General features: G+C 72.6%; 12 protein-coding genes and 1 pseudogene. 10 read left to right on the top strand and 3 right to left on the bottom strand.

What is annotated here, in order from left to right; translation table 11 throughout:
* Positions 1-2: 2 nt before the first annotated feature.
* Positions 3-431 carry an NUDIX hydrolase gene (locus ABT015_RS30705; RefSeq protein ID WP_350884880.1) on the bottom strand — a complete coding sequence of 143 codons (429 nt, stop codon included), beginning with the start codon at positions 429-431 and terminating at the stop codon, positions 3-5.
* Positions 432-608: 177 nt separating this feature from the next.
* Here ABT015_RS30705 and ABT015_RS30700 point away from each other — a divergent pair, with 177 nt between their 5' ends.
* The 6 genes from ABT015_RS30700 (at position 609) to ABT015_RS30675 (ending at position 9499) form a co-directional block, all read left to right on the top strand.
* On the top strand, positions 609-1499 hold the full coding sequence (locus ABT015_RS30700) for a TauD/TfdA family dioxygenase (RefSeq protein ID WP_350884877.1): 891 nt from the start codon (positions 609-611) through the stop codon (positions 1497-1499).
* Positions 1500-1563: 64 nt separating this feature from the next.
* Positions 1564-1734, top strand: a complete 171-nt coding sequence (locus ABT015_RS30695) for an FxLD family lanthipeptide (protein WP_402456022.1) — start codon at positions 1564-1566, stop codon at positions 1732-1734.
* Positions 1735-1815: 81 nt separating this feature from the next.
* Positions 1816-4824: a lantibiotic dehydratase gene (locus tag ABT015_RS30690; RefSeq protein ID WP_350884874.1), complete on the top strand. Its 3009-nt coding sequence runs from the start codon at positions 1816-1818 to the stop codon at positions 4822-4824.
* Entirely contained in the window at positions 4821-6083 is a 1263-nt protein-coding gene (locus tag ABT015_RS30685; protein WP_350884871.1) for a lanthionine synthetase C family protein, read from the top strand. The genes ABT015_RS30690 and ABT015_RS30685 overlap by 4 nt, the downstream gene beginning before the upstream one ends.
* Before the next feature lie 15 nt (positions 6084-6098).
* A complete protein-coding gene (gene fxlM / locus ABT015_RS30680) occupies positions 6099-8177 on the top strand; it encodes a methyltransferase, FxLD system (protein WP_350884868.1) in 2079 nt (692 codons plus the stop codon).
* A gap of 5 nt (positions 8178-8182) precedes the next feature.
* Entirely contained in the window at positions 8183-9499 is a 1317-nt protein-coding gene (locus ABT015_RS30675) for a hypothetical protein (protein WP_350884866.1), read from the top strand.
* A gap of 96 nt (positions 9500-9595) precedes the next feature.
* Here the strand turns inward: ABT015_RS30675 and ABT015_RS30670 are convergent.
* Positions 9596-9787: pseudogene (locus tag ABT015_RS30670) on the bottom strand (epimerase); the annotation flags it as partial.
* Positions 9788-10067: 280 nt separating this feature from the next.
* On the opposite strand from ABT015_RS30670, the gene ABT015_RS30665 reads away from it, so the two are divergent.
* Positions 10068-10616 (top strand): HNH endonuclease, encoded by a 549-nt coding sequence (locus ABT015_RS30665; protein ID WP_350884863.1) that lies wholly within the window; start codon positions 10068-10070, stop codon positions 10614-10616.
* A gap of 49 nt (positions 10617-10665) precedes the next feature.
* Here ABT015_RS30665 and ABT015_RS30660 read toward each other — a convergent pair whose 3' ends face one another.
* Complete coding sequence (locus ABT015_RS30660; protein WP_350884860.1) at positions 10666-12042, bottom strand: rhodanese-like domain-containing protein; 1377 nt, start codon at positions 12040-12042, stop codon at positions 10666-10668.
* Positions 12043-12294: 252 nt separating this feature from the next.
* Here ABT015_RS30660 and ABT015_RS30655 point away from each other — a divergent pair, with 252 nt between their 5' ends.
* The 3 genes from ABT015_RS30655 to ABT015_RS30645 all read left to right on the top strand — a co-directional run bounded on the left by ABT015_RS30655 (position 12295) and on the right by ABT015_RS30645 (position 16128).
* A complete protein-coding gene (locus tag ABT015_RS30655) occupies positions 12295-12708 on the top strand; it encodes a rhodanese-like domain-containing protein (RefSeq protein ID WP_350884857.1) in 414 nt (137 codons plus the stop codon).
* Entirely contained in the window at positions 12705-13454 is a 750-nt protein-coding gene (locus ABT015_RS30650) for a sulfite exporter TauE/SafE family protein (RefSeq protein ID WP_350884854.1), read from the top strand. Before ABT015_RS30655 ends, ABT015_RS30650 begins: the two co-directional genes overlap by 4 nt.
* A gap of 226 nt (positions 13455-13680) precedes the next feature.
* Positions 13681-16128 carry an RICIN domain-containing protein gene (locus ABT015_RS30645; protein WP_350884851.1) on the top strand — a complete coding sequence of 816 codons (2448 nt, stop codon included), beginning with the start codon at positions 13681-13683 and terminating at the stop codon, positions 16126-16128.
* Positions 16129-16191 lie beyond the last annotated feature (63 nt).

Here is a 16191-nt window from a genome sequence, read left to right as displayed (position 1 = left end):
GGTCAGGCCTGGTGGTGCAGTTCGTACCAGCGGGCGATGGAGTCCTTGTAGCCCTGCGGCATGGCCAGTCCGGGTACCTCGTCGCGGTGGAAGAGGCCGGCTTCCTTGTGTTCGTGGCTCACGACCGGGGCCTGGTGCGCGTCGGTGGCGGTGCAGCCGTAGGTGACGATGAAGACCTGGCGGCCGGGGATCGGCTCGTACATCCACACGTCCAGCAGGGGACCGGCGGTGGCCGTCCAGCCGCTCTCCTCGTGGATCTCGGTGACGACCCGCTCCTCGGGGGTCTCGTCGCCCTCCAGCTTTCCCCCGGGCAGCTCCCACTCCTGGCGTTCGTTCTTCAGCAGCAGCACCCGCCGCTGCGGGTCGAGCACGACACCCTTGATGGAGATCGGGAAGGCCTTTGGCACGTAGGGCTGTTCAGTCTCGTTCATCGCTTCTTCCGAGGCACGCAGACGGGCACGGGCCTGTCGAAGGTAGCAGTCGCGGGCCTCCACGATGCCCCACGGTGCGGTGATCGCGCTTTGACAATCTGTCACTTTCCATCGGGCGGGTGGGGCGTGGAGAGTGTGTCGCCTCCCACCCACTCGGTCCCACGAGGGAGCTTCACCATGCCGTCGTTCAACACCAGTGGCACCAGCGGAGACGACTTCGTCACGGGCGGACTTGACGGAGCGGCGCGCGAGCAGGCCGGTGAGGTGTTGCGTGAGGACGGCCTGCTGAGGCTCGCCAGGTTGGGCGGTCGGGACGATGTGCTCGTCGCGACCGGCCGGTTGATGTCCTCGCTGTGGCAACACCGGGATGCCGACCCGGACGGGTTGACCGTCATCCGCGACACCGGCCGCCACAGCGGGCGGCCGGGCTTCGCGGGCCTGGGGCGCGGCGCGCTGGCTCTGCACACCGAGTGCGCGCAACACCCGGATCCGCCCCGTCTGCTTCTGCTGGCGTGTGCGCGGGCCGGCGACGCGGGAGGTGAGAGCCTGCTGGTGGACGGCCGGGCCGTCCTCGCCGAGCTGGCCGCGCACCACCCCGCCGCCATCGAGGCATTCTCCGCGGAGCGAGCCGCGTACTTCGGCGGGTCGAGTGGCCACTTCGCCTCGGTGTTCCAGCAACTGCCCGCCGGGTGGTGGCGGTTGCGACTGCGTCAGGACGGCCTGGCCCGGTTCTCCCCCGACGCCCAGGCCCACCTGCCCGCCCTGCGCCAGGCCATCGAACGGAACACTCACCGACTCCGGCTGGCCCCCGGGCAGGGCGTCGTGCTGGACAACCACCGTCTGCTGCACGGCCGCACCGCGTTCTCGGGCGGGCGGCTGATACTGCGCGCGCTGGGCGAGCCGCACCCCACGCTCGGTCTCGGCCCCGGCTTCCGCCAACCGTGGTCCCCCACCAACCTCTCCACCCCGCACGGGGGCGCCCACGCCGCAGAGTCCGTCGAACCGCCCGCCCCCGCCGGGCAGTCGGCCGTCGAATCGCGGCGCTGCCGACCCACCGACTCCTGGTGATGCGGGGCGCACCCGCGCCGCGGCTCCAGGAACCCGTAAGGGAAACCCTCAAGGAGGAGCCACGATGGCTCAGATGATCCCGGCCGAGACCAAGGCCACCACGGCCGTCGTCGTCGGCGACGAGTTCGACCTCGACGTGCGCACCGTCGAGACCACCGACGCGGCCAGTCTGCAGGTCCTCACCGACGACGGCTGCGGCTCCACCTGCGGCGCCTGCACCACCGGCGTGCACTGACCTCCCCGGGCGGTTCCCCGGGACCTGTTCCCGGGGAACCACCCGCCCCCGCCCCATCTCCGAATCCCGAGGTCCGCAGCGATGCGCCCACCCAACCCCAAGGCCGCCTACCGCGCCGCCGACGTGGCGCTCGTACGCGCCGTCGCCCGCCCCGACCTGCGAGTGCCGGCCTGGCCCGACCTCTCGGCCGCCGGACCTGCCGAGGCCCTCCAGCAGGCACAGTGGCTGCGGGCCCTGTGGGCCGACGACCACCTCGCCCGCGCCCTTGAACTGGCCAGCCCGGCCCTCTCCGATCGCGTTGCCCAGTTGCTCGGCCACTCGCAACCCGCCCCGCGCGAAGTGCGGCGTGCCGCGCTCTCCACCGCCCGCTACCTCCTGCGCGCGGCCGGCCGCGCCACCCCGTTCGGACGCTTCGCGGGTGTGCAGGCGGCATCGTTCGGACCGTCCTGCACGGTGCGCTGGGGCGACCGGCACCGCACTGCCACCAGTGCCTCGGAGTCCCTGCTCGCACAGGCTGTCGGACTGTTGGAGTGCCGCCCCGCCATGCTGGCACTCCTGGACGTGACGGCAAACAACACCGTCCAGGTGCGGGGCGATCGCCTCGTCGTCCCCCATCGATCGGTCCCCCGGGCCGGCGGCAGCACGGCCACGGCCGAGACGACCCTACGACGCACCCGTCCCGTAGCCTTCGCCCTCTCCGCTGCCCGTCTTCCGCTCCCCTTCCGGGACTTGGCCGAAGCCGTCCACACCGAGTTCCCCGCCGCATCGGCCGAACAGGTCACCGGCATCCTGTCCGAGCTCATCGCCCAGCGAGTGCTCATCACGAACCTGCACGCTCCGGCGACCGACCCCGACCCGCTCGGGCACCTCCTCACGGTCTTGTCGAAGATCAGCGCCGACCACGTCCCCGAGGCAGCCGAGATCCTGACGGACCTCCGGACCGCCGGCAGTCGTCCGCCGGTGGCCGCCGTCGACCTTCGACTGGACGCCGACCTGGTCCTCCCCCGTTCGGTGGCTGACGAGGCCGCCCGAGCCGCCCACCTGCTGGCCCGGCTCAGTGCCGCGCCCAACGGCACGGCAGCATGGCGGGCCTACCACCAGCGTTTCTACGAGCGCTACGGCCGCGGCACCCTGGTCCCGCTGCTCGACATGGTGGCCGACAGCGGAATCGGCTGGCCCGACGGCTACCCCGGTGCCCGGCCCGTCGAGAAGCCGCGCTTCGACGAGCGCGACGAGTTGCTCGCCGCGCTCGCCCAGCGAGCAGCTCTCGATGGCGCGCGTGAGGTCGTCCTTGACGAAGCGCTGTTGGCCTCCCTCCAGCTGGGCCCGGACGAACCCCGTTTTCCTCCGCACCTGGAGGTCATCACGCGCGTCCACGCCCGCAGTCGGGCGACGCTCGGCCGGGGCGAGTTCCGGTTGGAGGTGGTCTCGGTGTCCCGGGCCGCCGGCGTCTCGGTCGGCCGTTTCCTCCATCTCCTCGAACCCGGGAACCGGACTGCCTTCACCACCCTGCTGGCGGACCTCCCGACGATGGACGAGCACACCGTCACCACCCAGCTTTCCTTCCCCCCGCTGGACGCGTCCAGCCGGCACGTCGCCCGCAGCGTCGCCACCGGCCAGCTGGTGATCAGCCTCGCCGAACACCGCCCCGTCTCCGAAGGCGTCCTCGGCCCGCAGGACCTGGCGGTGGGCTGCGACGGGCGGCGCATGTACCTGGCGGCACCGGCGCTCGGTGTACGGATCGAGGCCGCCGCCACCCATGCCCTCAACCTCCGCCACCACACCCCGCCGCTCGCCCGGCTGATCACCGAGCTGTCCCGCGCCCAGAGCGCACAGGTCACCCGATTCGACTGGGGTTCGCTCCACGCACTGCCCTTCCGGCCTCGGCTGCGGCACCGACGGGTCATCCTCTCCCCCGCCAGCTGGCGCCTCACCGCCGCCGAACTTCCCTCCGACGACGCCTCGCAGCGACGGTGGGATGAGACCCTCACGTCGTGGGCGGAGCGGCGCCGAGCCCCGCGGCACTTGATGCTGGCCGCCGACAGCCAGGGCCTGCCGCTCGACCTCGACCACCCCGGCCACCTCGCCCTGCTCCGCGACCACCTCCGCTCCGCCCCGCACGCTGTCCTGGTCGAGGAGCCCGGGCCTGCCGGCCTCGGCTGGGCAGGCGGTCGAGCCCACGAGATCGTCGTTCCCGTCACCGTCACCCGGGCGCCGGCGTGGCCGCGCCTGCCCAAGCCCACCCCGAGCCGAATCCTGCGACGGGGCCACGGCGAAGCGCCGGGCACCTCCCGCGTACTGCTCGCCTCCCTCTACGGCGACCTGGAACGCCAGGACATCGTCCTCGCCCGCCACCTTCCCGACCTCCTGGAGCGGCTCGGCAACCCGAGGTGGTGGTTCGTCCGCTTCCGCGACCCGCGCCACCACCTGCGGTTGCGCATCGCCCTGCCCGAGCCAGCCGCTTTCGGGCCCGCCGTCACCGTGATCAGCACCTGGACCTCCGACCTCAACCAAGCCGGACTGCTCGCGGAGGTCGTGTACCCCACCTCATACCCGGAGACCGGCCGGTGGGGCGAAGGACCCGCTTGGGCGGCAGCAGAGAAAGTCTTCCGCGCGGACTCCGCCACCATTCTCGCTCAGCTCTCCCAACCCACGCTGCCCGACCGGCAGGCGCTGCTGGCAGCCCACGCCGTCGCCATCACGGCAGGGTTCGCCGGCTCGGCCACTGCCGGGCTGCGCTGGCTCGTTGACAACGTCCCCGCCCAGGCCCCGGCTGCCGTGCCGCGGCCCGTGTTCCGCGAGGCCGTACGCCTGGCCGATCCGGCTCACGACTGGGCAGCCCTTCGTGCCGAGCCCACCGGTGCCGCAATCCTGGACGCCTGGCCCGTACGCCATCAGGCACTCGACGCCTACCGCCGCTTCTTCCTCAGCCCGCACACCGAAGGCGTGCAGGCGGACGACGTCCTCGGGTCCCTCCTCCACTGCTCCTTCGTCCGGGCGCACCGCATCGACTTCGACGACGAAACCCAGGTCCTCTACCTGGCGCGCGCCGCCGCCCTCGCCCGCCTCTCCCGGGACGGTGACCGATGACCACCCCACACCCCGCTCTCCGTCTGTCCGACCGGATCGCCGAGCTGCTCACCAACCCCGAGGCCGTGCCGCCCGCCTGGTCGTCCCGTCCGCAGTGGCGCCAGTCCCTCGCGCATGGCGCCCCCGGCATCGCTCTGCTCCACATCGAACGCGCCGCCACCGGCCGAGGCCCGTGGGAACCGGTCCGCGCCTGGCTGTCCGTCGCCGCCGCGACCCCGGTGACGAGCGGCGCCGAGAGCTACCTGTACTACGGTGCGCCGGCGCTCGCGCACGCCCTCGACTGCACCGCGCAGGCCCGGCCAGGCTCCTACCAGCGTGCCCTCGTCCACCTCGACCAGGTCGTGGCGGACGACGCGATGCGGCGCTGCGACGCTGCCCTCGCCCGGTTCGACCACGGCGACCTGCCGCTGCTCGCGGAGTTCGATGCCATCCGGGGCCTGGCCGGCATCGGCTCCGTACTTCTGGGTCGGTCGCCCGGCGGCGAGGCCATCCGTCGGGTCCTGGACTGCTTGGTCCGCCTCACCGACGACGTCAAGCACGACAGCCGAACGCTGCCGGGCTGGTGGACGCTGGTCGGGCCCTCCGGCAGGCCGGATGAGCGGTTCCCGGGCGGGCACGCCAACACCGGCGTGGCACACGGCATCGCAGGCCCCCTGGCACTGCTCGCCCTGGCCCTGCGCCTCGGCATCGAGGTTGGCGGCCAGCGCGAAGCGATCCGCACCACCCTGGCCTGGCTGGAGCGCTGGCGCGAAAACCACGCCTGGCCGTACTGGATCACCCCCGCCCACCTGGACGACGCCGGGCACAGGCGGCCGCTGCCGCCCCAGCGGCCGAGCTGGTGCTACGGCACCGCCGGAATCGCGCGCGCCCAGCAGCTCGCCGCCCTCGCCCTCGGCGACCACCACCTGCGCAACGACGCCGAACAAGCCCTCACCACTGCGCTGGCGGACCCGAAGGCTCTCGCCGCGATCACCGACCTGTCGGTCTGCCACGGCTACGCCGGTCTCGCCCACATCGCCCACCGCGCCGCCACCGACGCCCTCCCCCGCAACGCGGACCGCCTGCACTCCGCCACCTCCCTGCTCCTCGACACCGCCCACCCGCCCCGCACCGACCCCGACGTGCAAGCCCGCTTCCTCCTCACCACAGCGGGGCCCGCCTTCCTGGAGGGCGCGGCCGGCACCGCCCTCGCCCTACTCGCCCCCGCCGCCGGCACCACCCCCACAACCAGCTGGGACGCCTGCCTCCTGACCTCCTGACCAAGGACTCCTTCGATGACCACCGGCTGGATCCAGCACGACCTCGCCTTCACCAACCCCGCCACCGTCGAACAGATCACCGCCCACCACCTGACCCCCGTCCTCGCCCACGCCCAGAACTCCGGCGCGCTGGAGGACTGGTGGTACATGCGCAAGAAGGGGCTACGGCTGCGCTACCGCGCCGCCGCCTCCGCCCCCGTCGTCACCGCGCTCCTCGACACCCTCGTCGACGTCGGACTCGTCAAGGGCTGGGCCACCGCGGTCTACGAGCCGGAGACCGAGGCGTTCGGCGGCCCCGAGGCCATGGAGATCACCCACCGGCTCTTCCACACCGACAGCCGGCACCTGATGGCCCGTGCCGCCAAGCCCGACCCGCCTGCACTCCGCAGCACCGAGGCCTTCGTCGTCCTCGTCTCCGCCATGCTCCGCTCCGCCGGCCTCGACTGGTACGAACAGGGCGACGTCTGGGCCAAGTTCGCTGCCGAACGCCCCGCGCCGCCCGCCCTCGCACCCGAACGCGCCGCCGCCCTGACCGCCGCGATGCGCCGCCTCATGACCGTGGACACCCGCCGACTCTCCCGCCCCGGTGAACCGCTCGCCGGGCACGCCGGCTGGGTAGACGCCTTCGAGCAGACCGGACAGGACCTCGTCCGTCTCGCACGGGACGGCCTTCTCACCCGCGGACTGCGCGCCGTCCTCGCCCACCTGATGATCTTCCACGCCAACCGAGCTGGATTACCGGTCGAGCACCAATCCGCAGCCGCCGCACGCGCGTTGGACGCCGTCTTCCATTCCGGCGAGGGCCTCAAGCCCTCGCAGCCCACCATCCGCACAACCACTAGGGTCGCCCACGTGACTACTCTCAGCAACAACGCTTCCATCCTCGTCGACCAGCTGCGCGACAGCCTCACCGACCGACTGATCGACCAGGACGCCATCCGCTCCGACGCGGTCGAGGCCGCCTTCCGCACCGTCGCCCGCGAGCACTTCCTGCCCGGCTTCCCCCTGGAGGCCGCCTACGCGGACAACCCCACCTACACCAAGACTGATGGGTCCGGCACCCAGACCAGCGCCGCCTCCCAACCCGCCATCGTCGCCCTGATGCTGGAGCAGCTCGGCGCCCAGCCCGGCCAGCGCGTCTTCGAGGCCGGGGCCGGGACCGGAGTCAACGCCGCCTACCTGGCCAGCATCGTCGGCCCCGACGGGCACGTGGTCACCGTCGATGTGAACGACGACCTCGTCGACGGCGCCCGCAAGCACCTCACGGACGCCGGGCTCACCAACGTCGACGTGGTCCTCGGCGACGGCGCGCTCGGCCACCCCGACGCCGCCCCGTTCGACCGTGTGATCGCCACGGTGAGCACCAGCGAGATGCCCGCCGCCTGGCTCCGGCAGGTCAAGCCCACCGGGCGGATCGTCCTGCCCCTGCGCCTGCGCGGCACCGCCTCACGCACCATCGCCTTCGAGCGCGGCGAGAACGGCTGGGTGTCGGTCGACGACCAGCTCGCCGTCTTCATGCCGCTGCGCGGCAGCATGGACGACGCCCGCCGCACCGTCACCCTCACCCACGAAGGCGACGTCACCCTCCAGGTCCACAAGGACCAGCACGACGCCGTCGACGCCGACCTGCTGCTCGGTGTCCTCGACACCGAACGCCACTGCGTCTGGACCGGCGTCACCATCCCGGCCGGCACCACCTACGAGTACCAGGACCTGTGGCTGGCCCTCACCCTGCCCAACTCCCTGATGCGCATGGGCGTGACCGGCACTGCCCGTGAACGCAGCATCACCCCCATGTTCGGCTGGGGTGCCATGGCCACCGTGGACGCCGGCTCTCTCGCCTACCTCACCCTGCGCCCCGGCGAGCTCGACACCGACGGCCGCAAGACCTACGAGACCGGCGTCATCGGCCACGGCCCAGCCGGCGCCGCCCTCGCCGACCTCGTCGCCGAGCAGATCCGCACCTGGAACACCGGCTTCCGCGACCGGACCCTGCGCATCGAACTCCCCAACGCCCCCACCACCGCGGACCCGACCGCCGGCCGCTTCGTTCTGGACCGCCCCCACCACCCCATCACCGTCACCTGGGAGTAGCCCGCGTGCACCCGACCGGACCGATCGCCCAGCGCTTCCCACTGGTCGCCCGCCACCGGCCCGCGTGCCTGCCCCTGAACGACCGTGTCGGCCGGCTCTCCGAGCTGGCCGACACGACCTCCCGGCAGAACGACCCGGGCCTCGCCTCCACCGTCTTCAACCAAGCCGCCCTCCTCGCCTCCGACCTCGCCCTGCCCACCTACGCCCGCGAGCTCTGCCACCGCCACGCCGCCCTCTACCTCACCCGCGGCCCACTCTCCGCGACGAGCGCCATCCGCGGCCTGGAGCCGATCGTCAACCTCGCCCGCCTCCACATCCGCGCCGGCCACCACCAACGCGGCCACCAACTCCTCCTCGACCTCTACCGCGCCGTCACCACCGCCACCGAGACGACGCTCGACGGCATCACCATCCCCGCCCACCTCACCGAACCCTCCGAACAGCGCACCGAACTCATCGCGTGGCTGTGGCGAGTCGTCATCGCCGACGGCACCCGCGCCCTCACCTCCGCTGGCCGCTGGACTGACGCCCTGCGCCACATCGAGGCGCACCACGGCATCGGCCAACGCATCCTCGACGGCCGCCAAACCGCCGTCCTCGCCGCAGCGACTACCGGCGACCTGCCCGCCGCCCTCGCTCTACTGGCTGCCACCGAGCCCGGCGCCCCTTGGGAAGACGCCGTCACCGCGGTGCTCACCGCTCTGTGCCGCCCAGGCGACCTGAAGGCGGCCGGCACTGCGGCCGATCACTACCTCTCCCTGCAACCGACCGAGGGCCTGGCCGTGTTCACCACCCGCCTCGCCCTCACCATCCTGAACATCTGCGGCCTGGCCTCGGTCACCGGCCGAGACCTCCTTGGCCACCTGGCCAACCGAACGAGTGAGGCCGGCGACGGCTACGCTCTGCGCGACCTCCTCACCCACCAGGGTGTGCACGATCGCCTCGAACCCGGCCGGACGGCCGCACTCGAACAGGCTCTCGCTGCCTGTGCGCTCGGCTCCGGCGCCATGCCGACCGACCTCCGTGACCGACTGGAAAACGCACTGGCCAGCGCTGCCGCCGTGCTCGAAAAGTCCTCGTTCGACCTGGGTTCGCTCGGAGGTGACCCGTTTGAGTCCCACACTCGAACAGCGCCATCATCGGACGCCGGCGACCCACTCACCGACCCTAACTCGACTTTCCAGGCCAACACTTGGGAAGGCCGCGTGCTCAAGCGCACAGAGCCTGCCGACGTCCCTTCCCATCAGACCATGTCGGCCCCGGCGAACGAGGAGCCCGTCGGCGATCGACCTCAATGTGCTGATCGACCTGGCCGCCTGTGAAGGAATCAAACGGATCGCCGTCGCAGCCACGACACCTCGGGCCGCACTCTGCCGATCCGCCAAGTTCCGCACAATGTCCTGCCGATCCTATGAAAGTTCATCGTTCGGGGCATCGCGGCGGTGGGCGTAGACGGTGGCGGCGCTGATCTGGAACCAGTGGGCGGCCGACCTCCGGGCGGCCGCGATGGCCTCGCCGACGACCCGGGTGGAGCGCATCCGAGAGTCCAGCATCTCCTGCCGATTTTCCTCGGCGGAGCGGTAGTCGACGCTGCGCCCGGCAAGGTTGAGCGTCCCGAGCCCCCCGACCCACCGGGAGTGACGATCTTCACGGGCTCCCCCTCGCGCCTCGGCTACTCGGAATCGGTCTAGCCCAAAACTCTGAACGCGTCCACTTCCTTCGAGGACGCCCCGTCGATCACCATCACGCCAGGTTGACGGCCAGAAACGGTCATGGTCACTCAACAGGCGAACTGACCGAACAGCTTTGGTCTTTACACGGAGCGTTGTCAGTGGTCCCCGCTAGCGTCAGGCCCATCGACAGGAACCGACCGCGAAGGACGACCGAGAGATGACGGCCGAACAGCCCATCCGGCGGGGCGAGCGTCGCCCCCAGCCCACCCACGTCTGGATCTCGACCCTCACCGTCAACGGCGGGAGATGCGTCTACTGCGCCACCGGCCGGGCGACGACCCTGGACCACGAGGAACCTGTCGCCGCCCATGGCGCGGATGTCTGGTGGAACCTCCTGCCCGCGTGCAAGCCCTGCAACGACTGGAAGGGGGGACGTAGCACCAAGCTGTGGCTTCGGGACCAGAAACTCCATCGCGACTGGCCCAACGATGGCTTCGACACCCGCATGATGCCCTCACGAATGATCCTCGGCTTCGAGACCAGGATCGAGAAGACCGGGCGCGACCTCCGGAACACCGACCGACGCGACTGGTTCCGGCACCACTACGGCGCGCTGCGACACCGGAACAAGACCGAGATGAAGCAGCATCTCGCTTCCTGCGAGGACAAGTTGTCCCAGTACGACTTCGCCCCCTGGACCACGCCGAACATCGGCACGGGCGGCCCCGACCGGTGTCGGCGGGCGGCGTGCTGCGGCGCGAGCTGACACCCCCGCCCAGTGCGCCGGCGAGGCCGCGCACCGGGCGGTCACGGGGCTACTCCGCCGGGGAGGTCTCCCAGGCGGAGTAGCCACCGATGAGGTCGTAGGTCTGCGGGTGACCGTGGCGGCGGAGCAGGCTGGCGGCGATGGAGGAGCGGTGGCCGCTTGCGCAGTGGACGACGAGGGGGCGGTCGGTGGGGATCTCGTCCAGACGGGCGAGGAGTTCGGCGAGGGCGATGTGCAGGGAGCCTTCGACGGAGCCCGCTTCGCGTTCGCCGCAGGTGCGCACGTCCAGGACGGTGGGGGGCCGGTCGCCGGTGAGGGCGGTGCGGAGTTGGTCGGCGGTGAGGCGGTTGGCGGGGGTGAGGTCGTCGGCGAGGGCGGGCAGGGCGTTGCCGGGGTTGCGCAGGTAGCCGGCGATGTGGTCGAAGCCGATGCGGGCGAGGCGGGTGATGACCTCGTCCTCCCGGTCCTGGGGGGCGATGATCGCGATGGTGCTGTCGGGGGTGAGGACGGTACCGGCCTGTTCGGCGAAGCGGCCGTCGAGGGGGACGTTGACGGCGCCGCGCAGGTGTCCCGCGCCGAAGTCCTCGGGGCTGCGGGCGTCGAGGACGACGGCGCCTGCGGTACGGGCCTCCCTGAAGCCTTCGGGGCACAGCGGACGGGCGGCGTTCTCGCGGTCGAAGAGCTCGCGCTCACGGCGGTTGAGGTCGGCGTCGTGGCCGAAGTAGGCGGGGGCGGCGGCCTGGCCGGCGGTGACGATGCGGACGAAGGTGTCCTGGTCCATGGGCCGGCAGGCGTAGTTGGTCAGGCGCTGCGCGCCGATGGTGGACCGCTTCTCGGTGGAGAGGTTCTTGCCGCAGGCCGAGCCGGCGCCGTGGGCGGGGAAGACCAGGGTCTCGTCGGGCAGGCCCATCAGCTTGCGGTGGACGCTGTCGTAGAGCATGGCGCCGAGTTCGTCGGCGGTGACGCCGGCGGAGGCGAGCAGGTCGGGACGGCCGACGTCACCGATGAACAGGGCGTCGCCGGTGAGCACGCCGTACGGGACGGTGTCGTCGGGCTGCTCGTAGACCAGGATGCTGATCGACTCGGGGGTGTGCCCGGGGGTCTCCATGATCTCCAGGGTGACGTCGCCCAGCTCGATCCGCTCGCCGTCCGCGAGGTGGCGGATCGGGTACTCGGTCTCCGCCCGCCGCCCGTACCCGATCCAGGCGCCGGTGCGGTCGGCCAACTCCAGGTGGCCGGCCAGGAAGTCGGCGTGGAAGTGGGTGTTGATGACGCCGACGACGGTCAGGCCGCGCGCCGTGGCGTCGGCGACGTACTCGTCGACGTCGCGGCGGGGGTCGACCACGACGGCGCGGCCGGTGCGCTCGTCGGCGATCAGGTACGAGGCCTGGGAGAGGCAGTCGAGGTAGAACTGGGCGAAGTACACGGGGAACCTCCTGGGCGGCGTCGGGCGCCTCGGCGCGATCTAGATACCCCCACCGGTATACGTGTCAGCATACGGCCCCACGGTCGGTACGGGGTGGGGTATCGCCGAACGAGGTCAATAATACCCCCCGGGGTACTATGGTGGACAGTGCGCGGGACCGGTCGTCGCCGTCGGAGACGGGCGACACCGAGGAGGCACCCACGCCTTCACCCCCTCGGCGGCCCGGCCCACACCACACCATCGGAGAACCGCATGCCCCCACTGCCGCCCAACCCCGGGCAGACCACCCCCGCCCAGGCCCACCAGCTCGCCCGCGCCGGCGCAGCCGTCCTGCTCGACGTCCGGGAGCGCGGCGAGTTCACGGCCGGCCACGCCCCCGGCGCCCTCCACCTGCCGCTGATCGCGCTGGCCGCCCGCGAACCGCTGCCGCCCGAGGCGGGCGGACGGCTCGTCCTGGCGATCTGCCACTCGGGCAACCGTTCCGCACGGGCGGCGCAGCTGCTCGCCGAACGCGGCGTCGAGGTGCTGAACGTCGTCGGCGGCATGGCCGCCTGGGAGCGGGCCGGGCTACCGGTCACCGTGCCAGGCGGCAGTGGCAGCAGCAGCGGCGACACCGGCAGCGCCGGAGACTCCGGGGGCTCCAGGGCCGCCGGGGACGCGATATGACCGCGCTGATCCTGGCACTGGCCGCCGGGGCCGTGGTCGGCCTCGCCCTCGGCGGCCTCGGCGGGGGCGGCAGCATGCTCGCCGTCCCCGCGCTGGTCTACCTGCTCGGCTTCAGTCCGGCCCTGGCCACCACCGCCGCCCTGGTGATCGTCGCCGCGACCTCGCTGACCGGCCTGCTCGCGCACGCCCGGGCGGGCCGGGTCCGCTGGCGCACCGGCACGCTGTTCGCCGCCGCCGGGTTGCCCGCCGCCACGGCCGCCGGGGCGCTCTCGGCACACCTGCCCGGGGCGCTGCTGACCGGCGCGTTCGCGGTGCTGGCCGGGCTGGCCGCCTGGCGGATGCTGGTGCCGCCGAAGGCCGTCCCGCAGGAACGTTCCGCCGCCGGGTGGGGCCGCTCGACGGCGACCGGCGCCGGGCTCGGCGCGGTCACCGGGTTGCTGGGCGTCGGGGGCGGGTTCCTCGCCGTCCCCGCGCTGGTCTCGGTGCTCGCCTTCACCATGGCCGAGGCGGTGGGCACCAGCCTGCTGGTGATCACCGCCAACGCGCTGGCCGCGCTGCTGCCCCGCCTCGGCGCGACCGGCGCCATCGACTGGGCCGTGACCGCCCCCTTCACCGGGGCCGCGATCCTCGGCGCCTGGGACGGCAAGCGGCTCGCCGACCGGCTCAGCGGACGCACCCTGCAACGGGCCTTCGCGTTCGCCCTGCTCGGCGTGGCCGCGCTGATGCTGGTCACCGCCCTGCGCTGACGCCGGGCGGGCCCCGGCTGCCGGCACGCGAACCCGGAGGACGAGTGCGGACGAGTCCGGCAGGTGGCAGCCGGCCGTGCGCCGACCGTTGACGCGACTCGGATAGGCATGTGACATTGCACATGTCACGCGGCGCTGCTCCGAGGATTTGAACGTTCAAACTCCCCGCCGGCGCACGCCGCCCCACCCCCTGACGCACCGCCACCCGTCCGACAGGAGAGCCCCGATGCCCCCCACCCGCGCCCCGCGCCGCCGACCGGTCCGCGCCCTGCCCTCGGGCTTGGCGGTCCTGGCCGTCCTCGCCGTCCAAGCCGTCGGCGCGGGACCGGCCCGAGCCGACGGCCCGGCCCCGCTGGTCGACGGCGGCGGCTACGTCCTCGGGTCCGCCCTGGACGGCGGCTGCCTCGGCCCGCAGTACGCGCGACCGGCGGCCGGCACTCCCGTCGTCGGCACGGCCTGCCAGGGCCTGCTCAGCCAGCGCTGGCAGCTGCACCGCACTACCGACGGCTACCGGCTGGTCAACGCCGCGAGCGGACGCTGCCTGACCCTCGACGGCACCGGGCGGCACCCCGGCACGGCCGACTGCGGCACCGACCCGGCCGCCGAGACCTTCGCCATCTCCCCGGCACCGGGCGGGAGTCACACCCTGGCCGCACACGGCGCCTGCCTCACCACGGCAGGCGACCACGAGCAGAACAGCGTTACCGGGCGCGAGCAGGACGGCGCCGCCGACCGCGAGCAGGACCGCGCAGCCGACCGCCGGCGCTGCGACGCCCGGCCCGCCCACCGCTGGACCCTCACCCGCAGCGAACCGCTCACCCTCACCGACCCCGGCTTCGAACAGGGCACGGACGGCTGGACGTTCACCGAGCACACCGGCGTCGCCACCAACAACCCGCACGGCGGCACCCGCCTCGCCTACCTCGACGCCGGCTCCGGCCACCGGATCGCCCAGCAGGTCACCGCCGTCACCGCCGGCAGCTACGACCTGTCCGCCTGGATCGCCACCGGCGGCGCCGGCGGCACCTTGTCCGTCAGCGTCAATGGCACCGCGGTCCGTTCACTGACCCTGCCCGAGCAGCCCGTCTACGCGAAGTACACCCTGCCCCGGGTGCACGTCGCGGCCGGCGACCGGCTCACCCTCGGCATCGGCTCCTCCCCCACCGGCTGGATCAACGCGGACGACGTCTCCGTCGCCCCGTCCGCCCCCAGCGACCCGAGGATCAGCTCCTCGGACCCCGAGGTCGTCGCCCTGTTCGACTGGGCCAAGACCAAGGCCAACAGCTGGGTGCAGCAGGCCGGCACCACCGGCGTGCTCAACCAGGACGAGAACAACCCCGGCGGCACCGGCACCACCACCTACGACACCACCTACTGGGCCGGCTACCCGTTCCGCTCCGGCTTCTACAGCCGCGACTTCGCCCACCAGCTGGTCGGCGCCCACCTGCTCGGCCTGGACGCCGAGAACAAGACCATGCTGCGCGGCTTCGCCGCCTCCGCCACCGAGACCAACAAGCTCTACCCGGTCTGGGCGCTCAACTTCGACGCCAGGACGTACGGCGGCATCGACTACCGGAGCCCCGACCGCTTCGTGCGCGAGCTGCCCGCGCCGTTCGAGCTGGTCGAGAAGGCCGGCGAGGCCTACCGGTGGACGGGGGACCGCGACTACGCCGACGACCCCGCGCTGAGCGGCTACGTCCGCAACACCCTCGGCCCCTTCATCGCCCAGCACCCCGGCCCGGTCGACAACGGCGGCCTCCCCATCCCCCAGGCCACCAGCCGCAGCATCTTCGCCGGCACCGCGAGCTACGCCGAGAACGCCACCAGCACCTACGCCGAGGCCGGCGACGCGATCGGCGCCCAGTACCAGGCGTACCTCGCCGCCTCGACCCTGGCCGCCGCCAAGGGCGACACCGCCACCGCCACCGGCTACCGGCAGGCCGCCACCGCGCTGCGCGACTACGTCAACACCACCTGGAGCGTGGACCGGCAGCAGCCCGGCGAGGTCGTGCACGGCTACGACACCACCGGCAAGCCGGTGACCGGCTGGGGCTACGAGTCCAGCGTGCTGATGCCGGTCAAGCAGCTGCTCGACCCCGGCCCGCGCCGGGACGCCCTCCTCGCCGCCATCGACGCCGCCGACTCGGGCCCGCAGCGATCGACCAACCTGGAGGCCTACACCTACCTGCCCGACGCCTTCTTCGCCAACCAGGACGGCGACACCGCCTGGAAGTGGATGCGGCAGATCTACCAGGGCGTCGACCAGCTCCACGCCACCGGGCGGCTGCTCAACGGCGACTACCCCGAGGTCCCGTTCACGCTGCTCGGCCAGACCGTGCAGGGCCTGCTCGGCGTCGAGCCCGACGCTGCCGCGCACACCCTCGTGACCGCCTCCCGGCTGCCCACCTCGATGGGCTGGCTGGAGGTCGCCGACATCCCGGTCGGCGCGGGCTCGGTCACCGTCCGGCACGACGGCCATCGCAGCAGCACCGTCACCAACACCGGCCGCGCACCGCTCACCTGGGAGGCCCGCTTCGCCGGCCCGCACGGCGGGATCACCGTCGACGGCAAGGCCCGGCCCACCCGCACCAGGACCGTCGACGGCGTGAGCTACACCTACGCCACCGTCACCGTCGCCCCCGGGCGCACCGCGCGCGCCGCCGTCACGGACTGACCCCCAGGCCGTACACCCCGGCTCCACCCGGCACACCGTCACCTCCCCCACACCCTCAGGAGC

The organism is Kitasatospora sp. NPDC094016, from assembly GCF_040304045.1.
GTDB lineage: Bacteria > Actinomycetota > Actinomycetes > Streptomycetales > Streptomycetaceae > Kitasatospora.
This window is presented reverse-complemented; position numbering and strand designations above follow the sequence as displayed.

Bases quoted from the DNA above. Each gene is read 5' to 3' on its own strand.
- ABT015_RS30700 (WP_350884877.1), top strand. From the start codon at position 609: ATGCCGTCGTTCAACACCAGTGGCACCAGCGGAGACGACTTCGTCACG.
- fxlM (WP_350884868.1), top strand. From the start codon at position 6,099: ATGACCACCGGCTGGATCCAGCACGACCTCGCCTTCACCAACCCCGCC.
- ABT015_RS30645 (WP_350884851.1), top strand. From the start codon at position 13,681: ATGCCCCCCACCCGCGCCCCGCGCCGCCGACCGGTCCGCGCCCTGCCC.
- ABT015_RS30695 (WP_402456022.1), top strand. From the start codon at position 1,564: ATGGCTCAGATGATCCCGGCCGAGACCAAGGCCACCACGGCCGTCGTC.
- ABT015_RS30685 (WP_350884871.1), top strand. From the start codon at position 4,821: ATGACCACCCCACACCCCGCTCTCCGTCTGTCCGACCGGATCGCCGAG.
- ABT015_RS30705 (WP_350884880.1), bottom strand. From the start codon at position 431: ATGAACGAGACTGAACAGCCCTACGTGCCAAAGGCCTTCCCGATCTCC.
- ABT015_RS30650 (WP_350884854.1), top strand. From the start codon at position 12,705: ATGACCGCGCTGATCCTGGCACTGGCCGCCGGGGCCGTGGTCGGCCTC.
- ABT015_RS30665 (WP_350884863.1), top strand. From the start codon at position 10,068: ATGACGGCCGAACAGCCCATCCGGCGGGGCGAGCGTCGCCCCCAGCCC.
- ABT015_RS30690 (WP_350884874.1), top strand. From the start codon at position 1,816: ATGCGCCCACCCAACCCCAAGGCCGCCTACCGCGCCGCCGACGTGGCG.
- ABT015_RS30655 (WP_350884857.1), top strand. From the start codon at position 12,295: ATGCCCCCACTGCCGCCCAACCCCGGGCAGACCACCCCCGCCCAGGCC.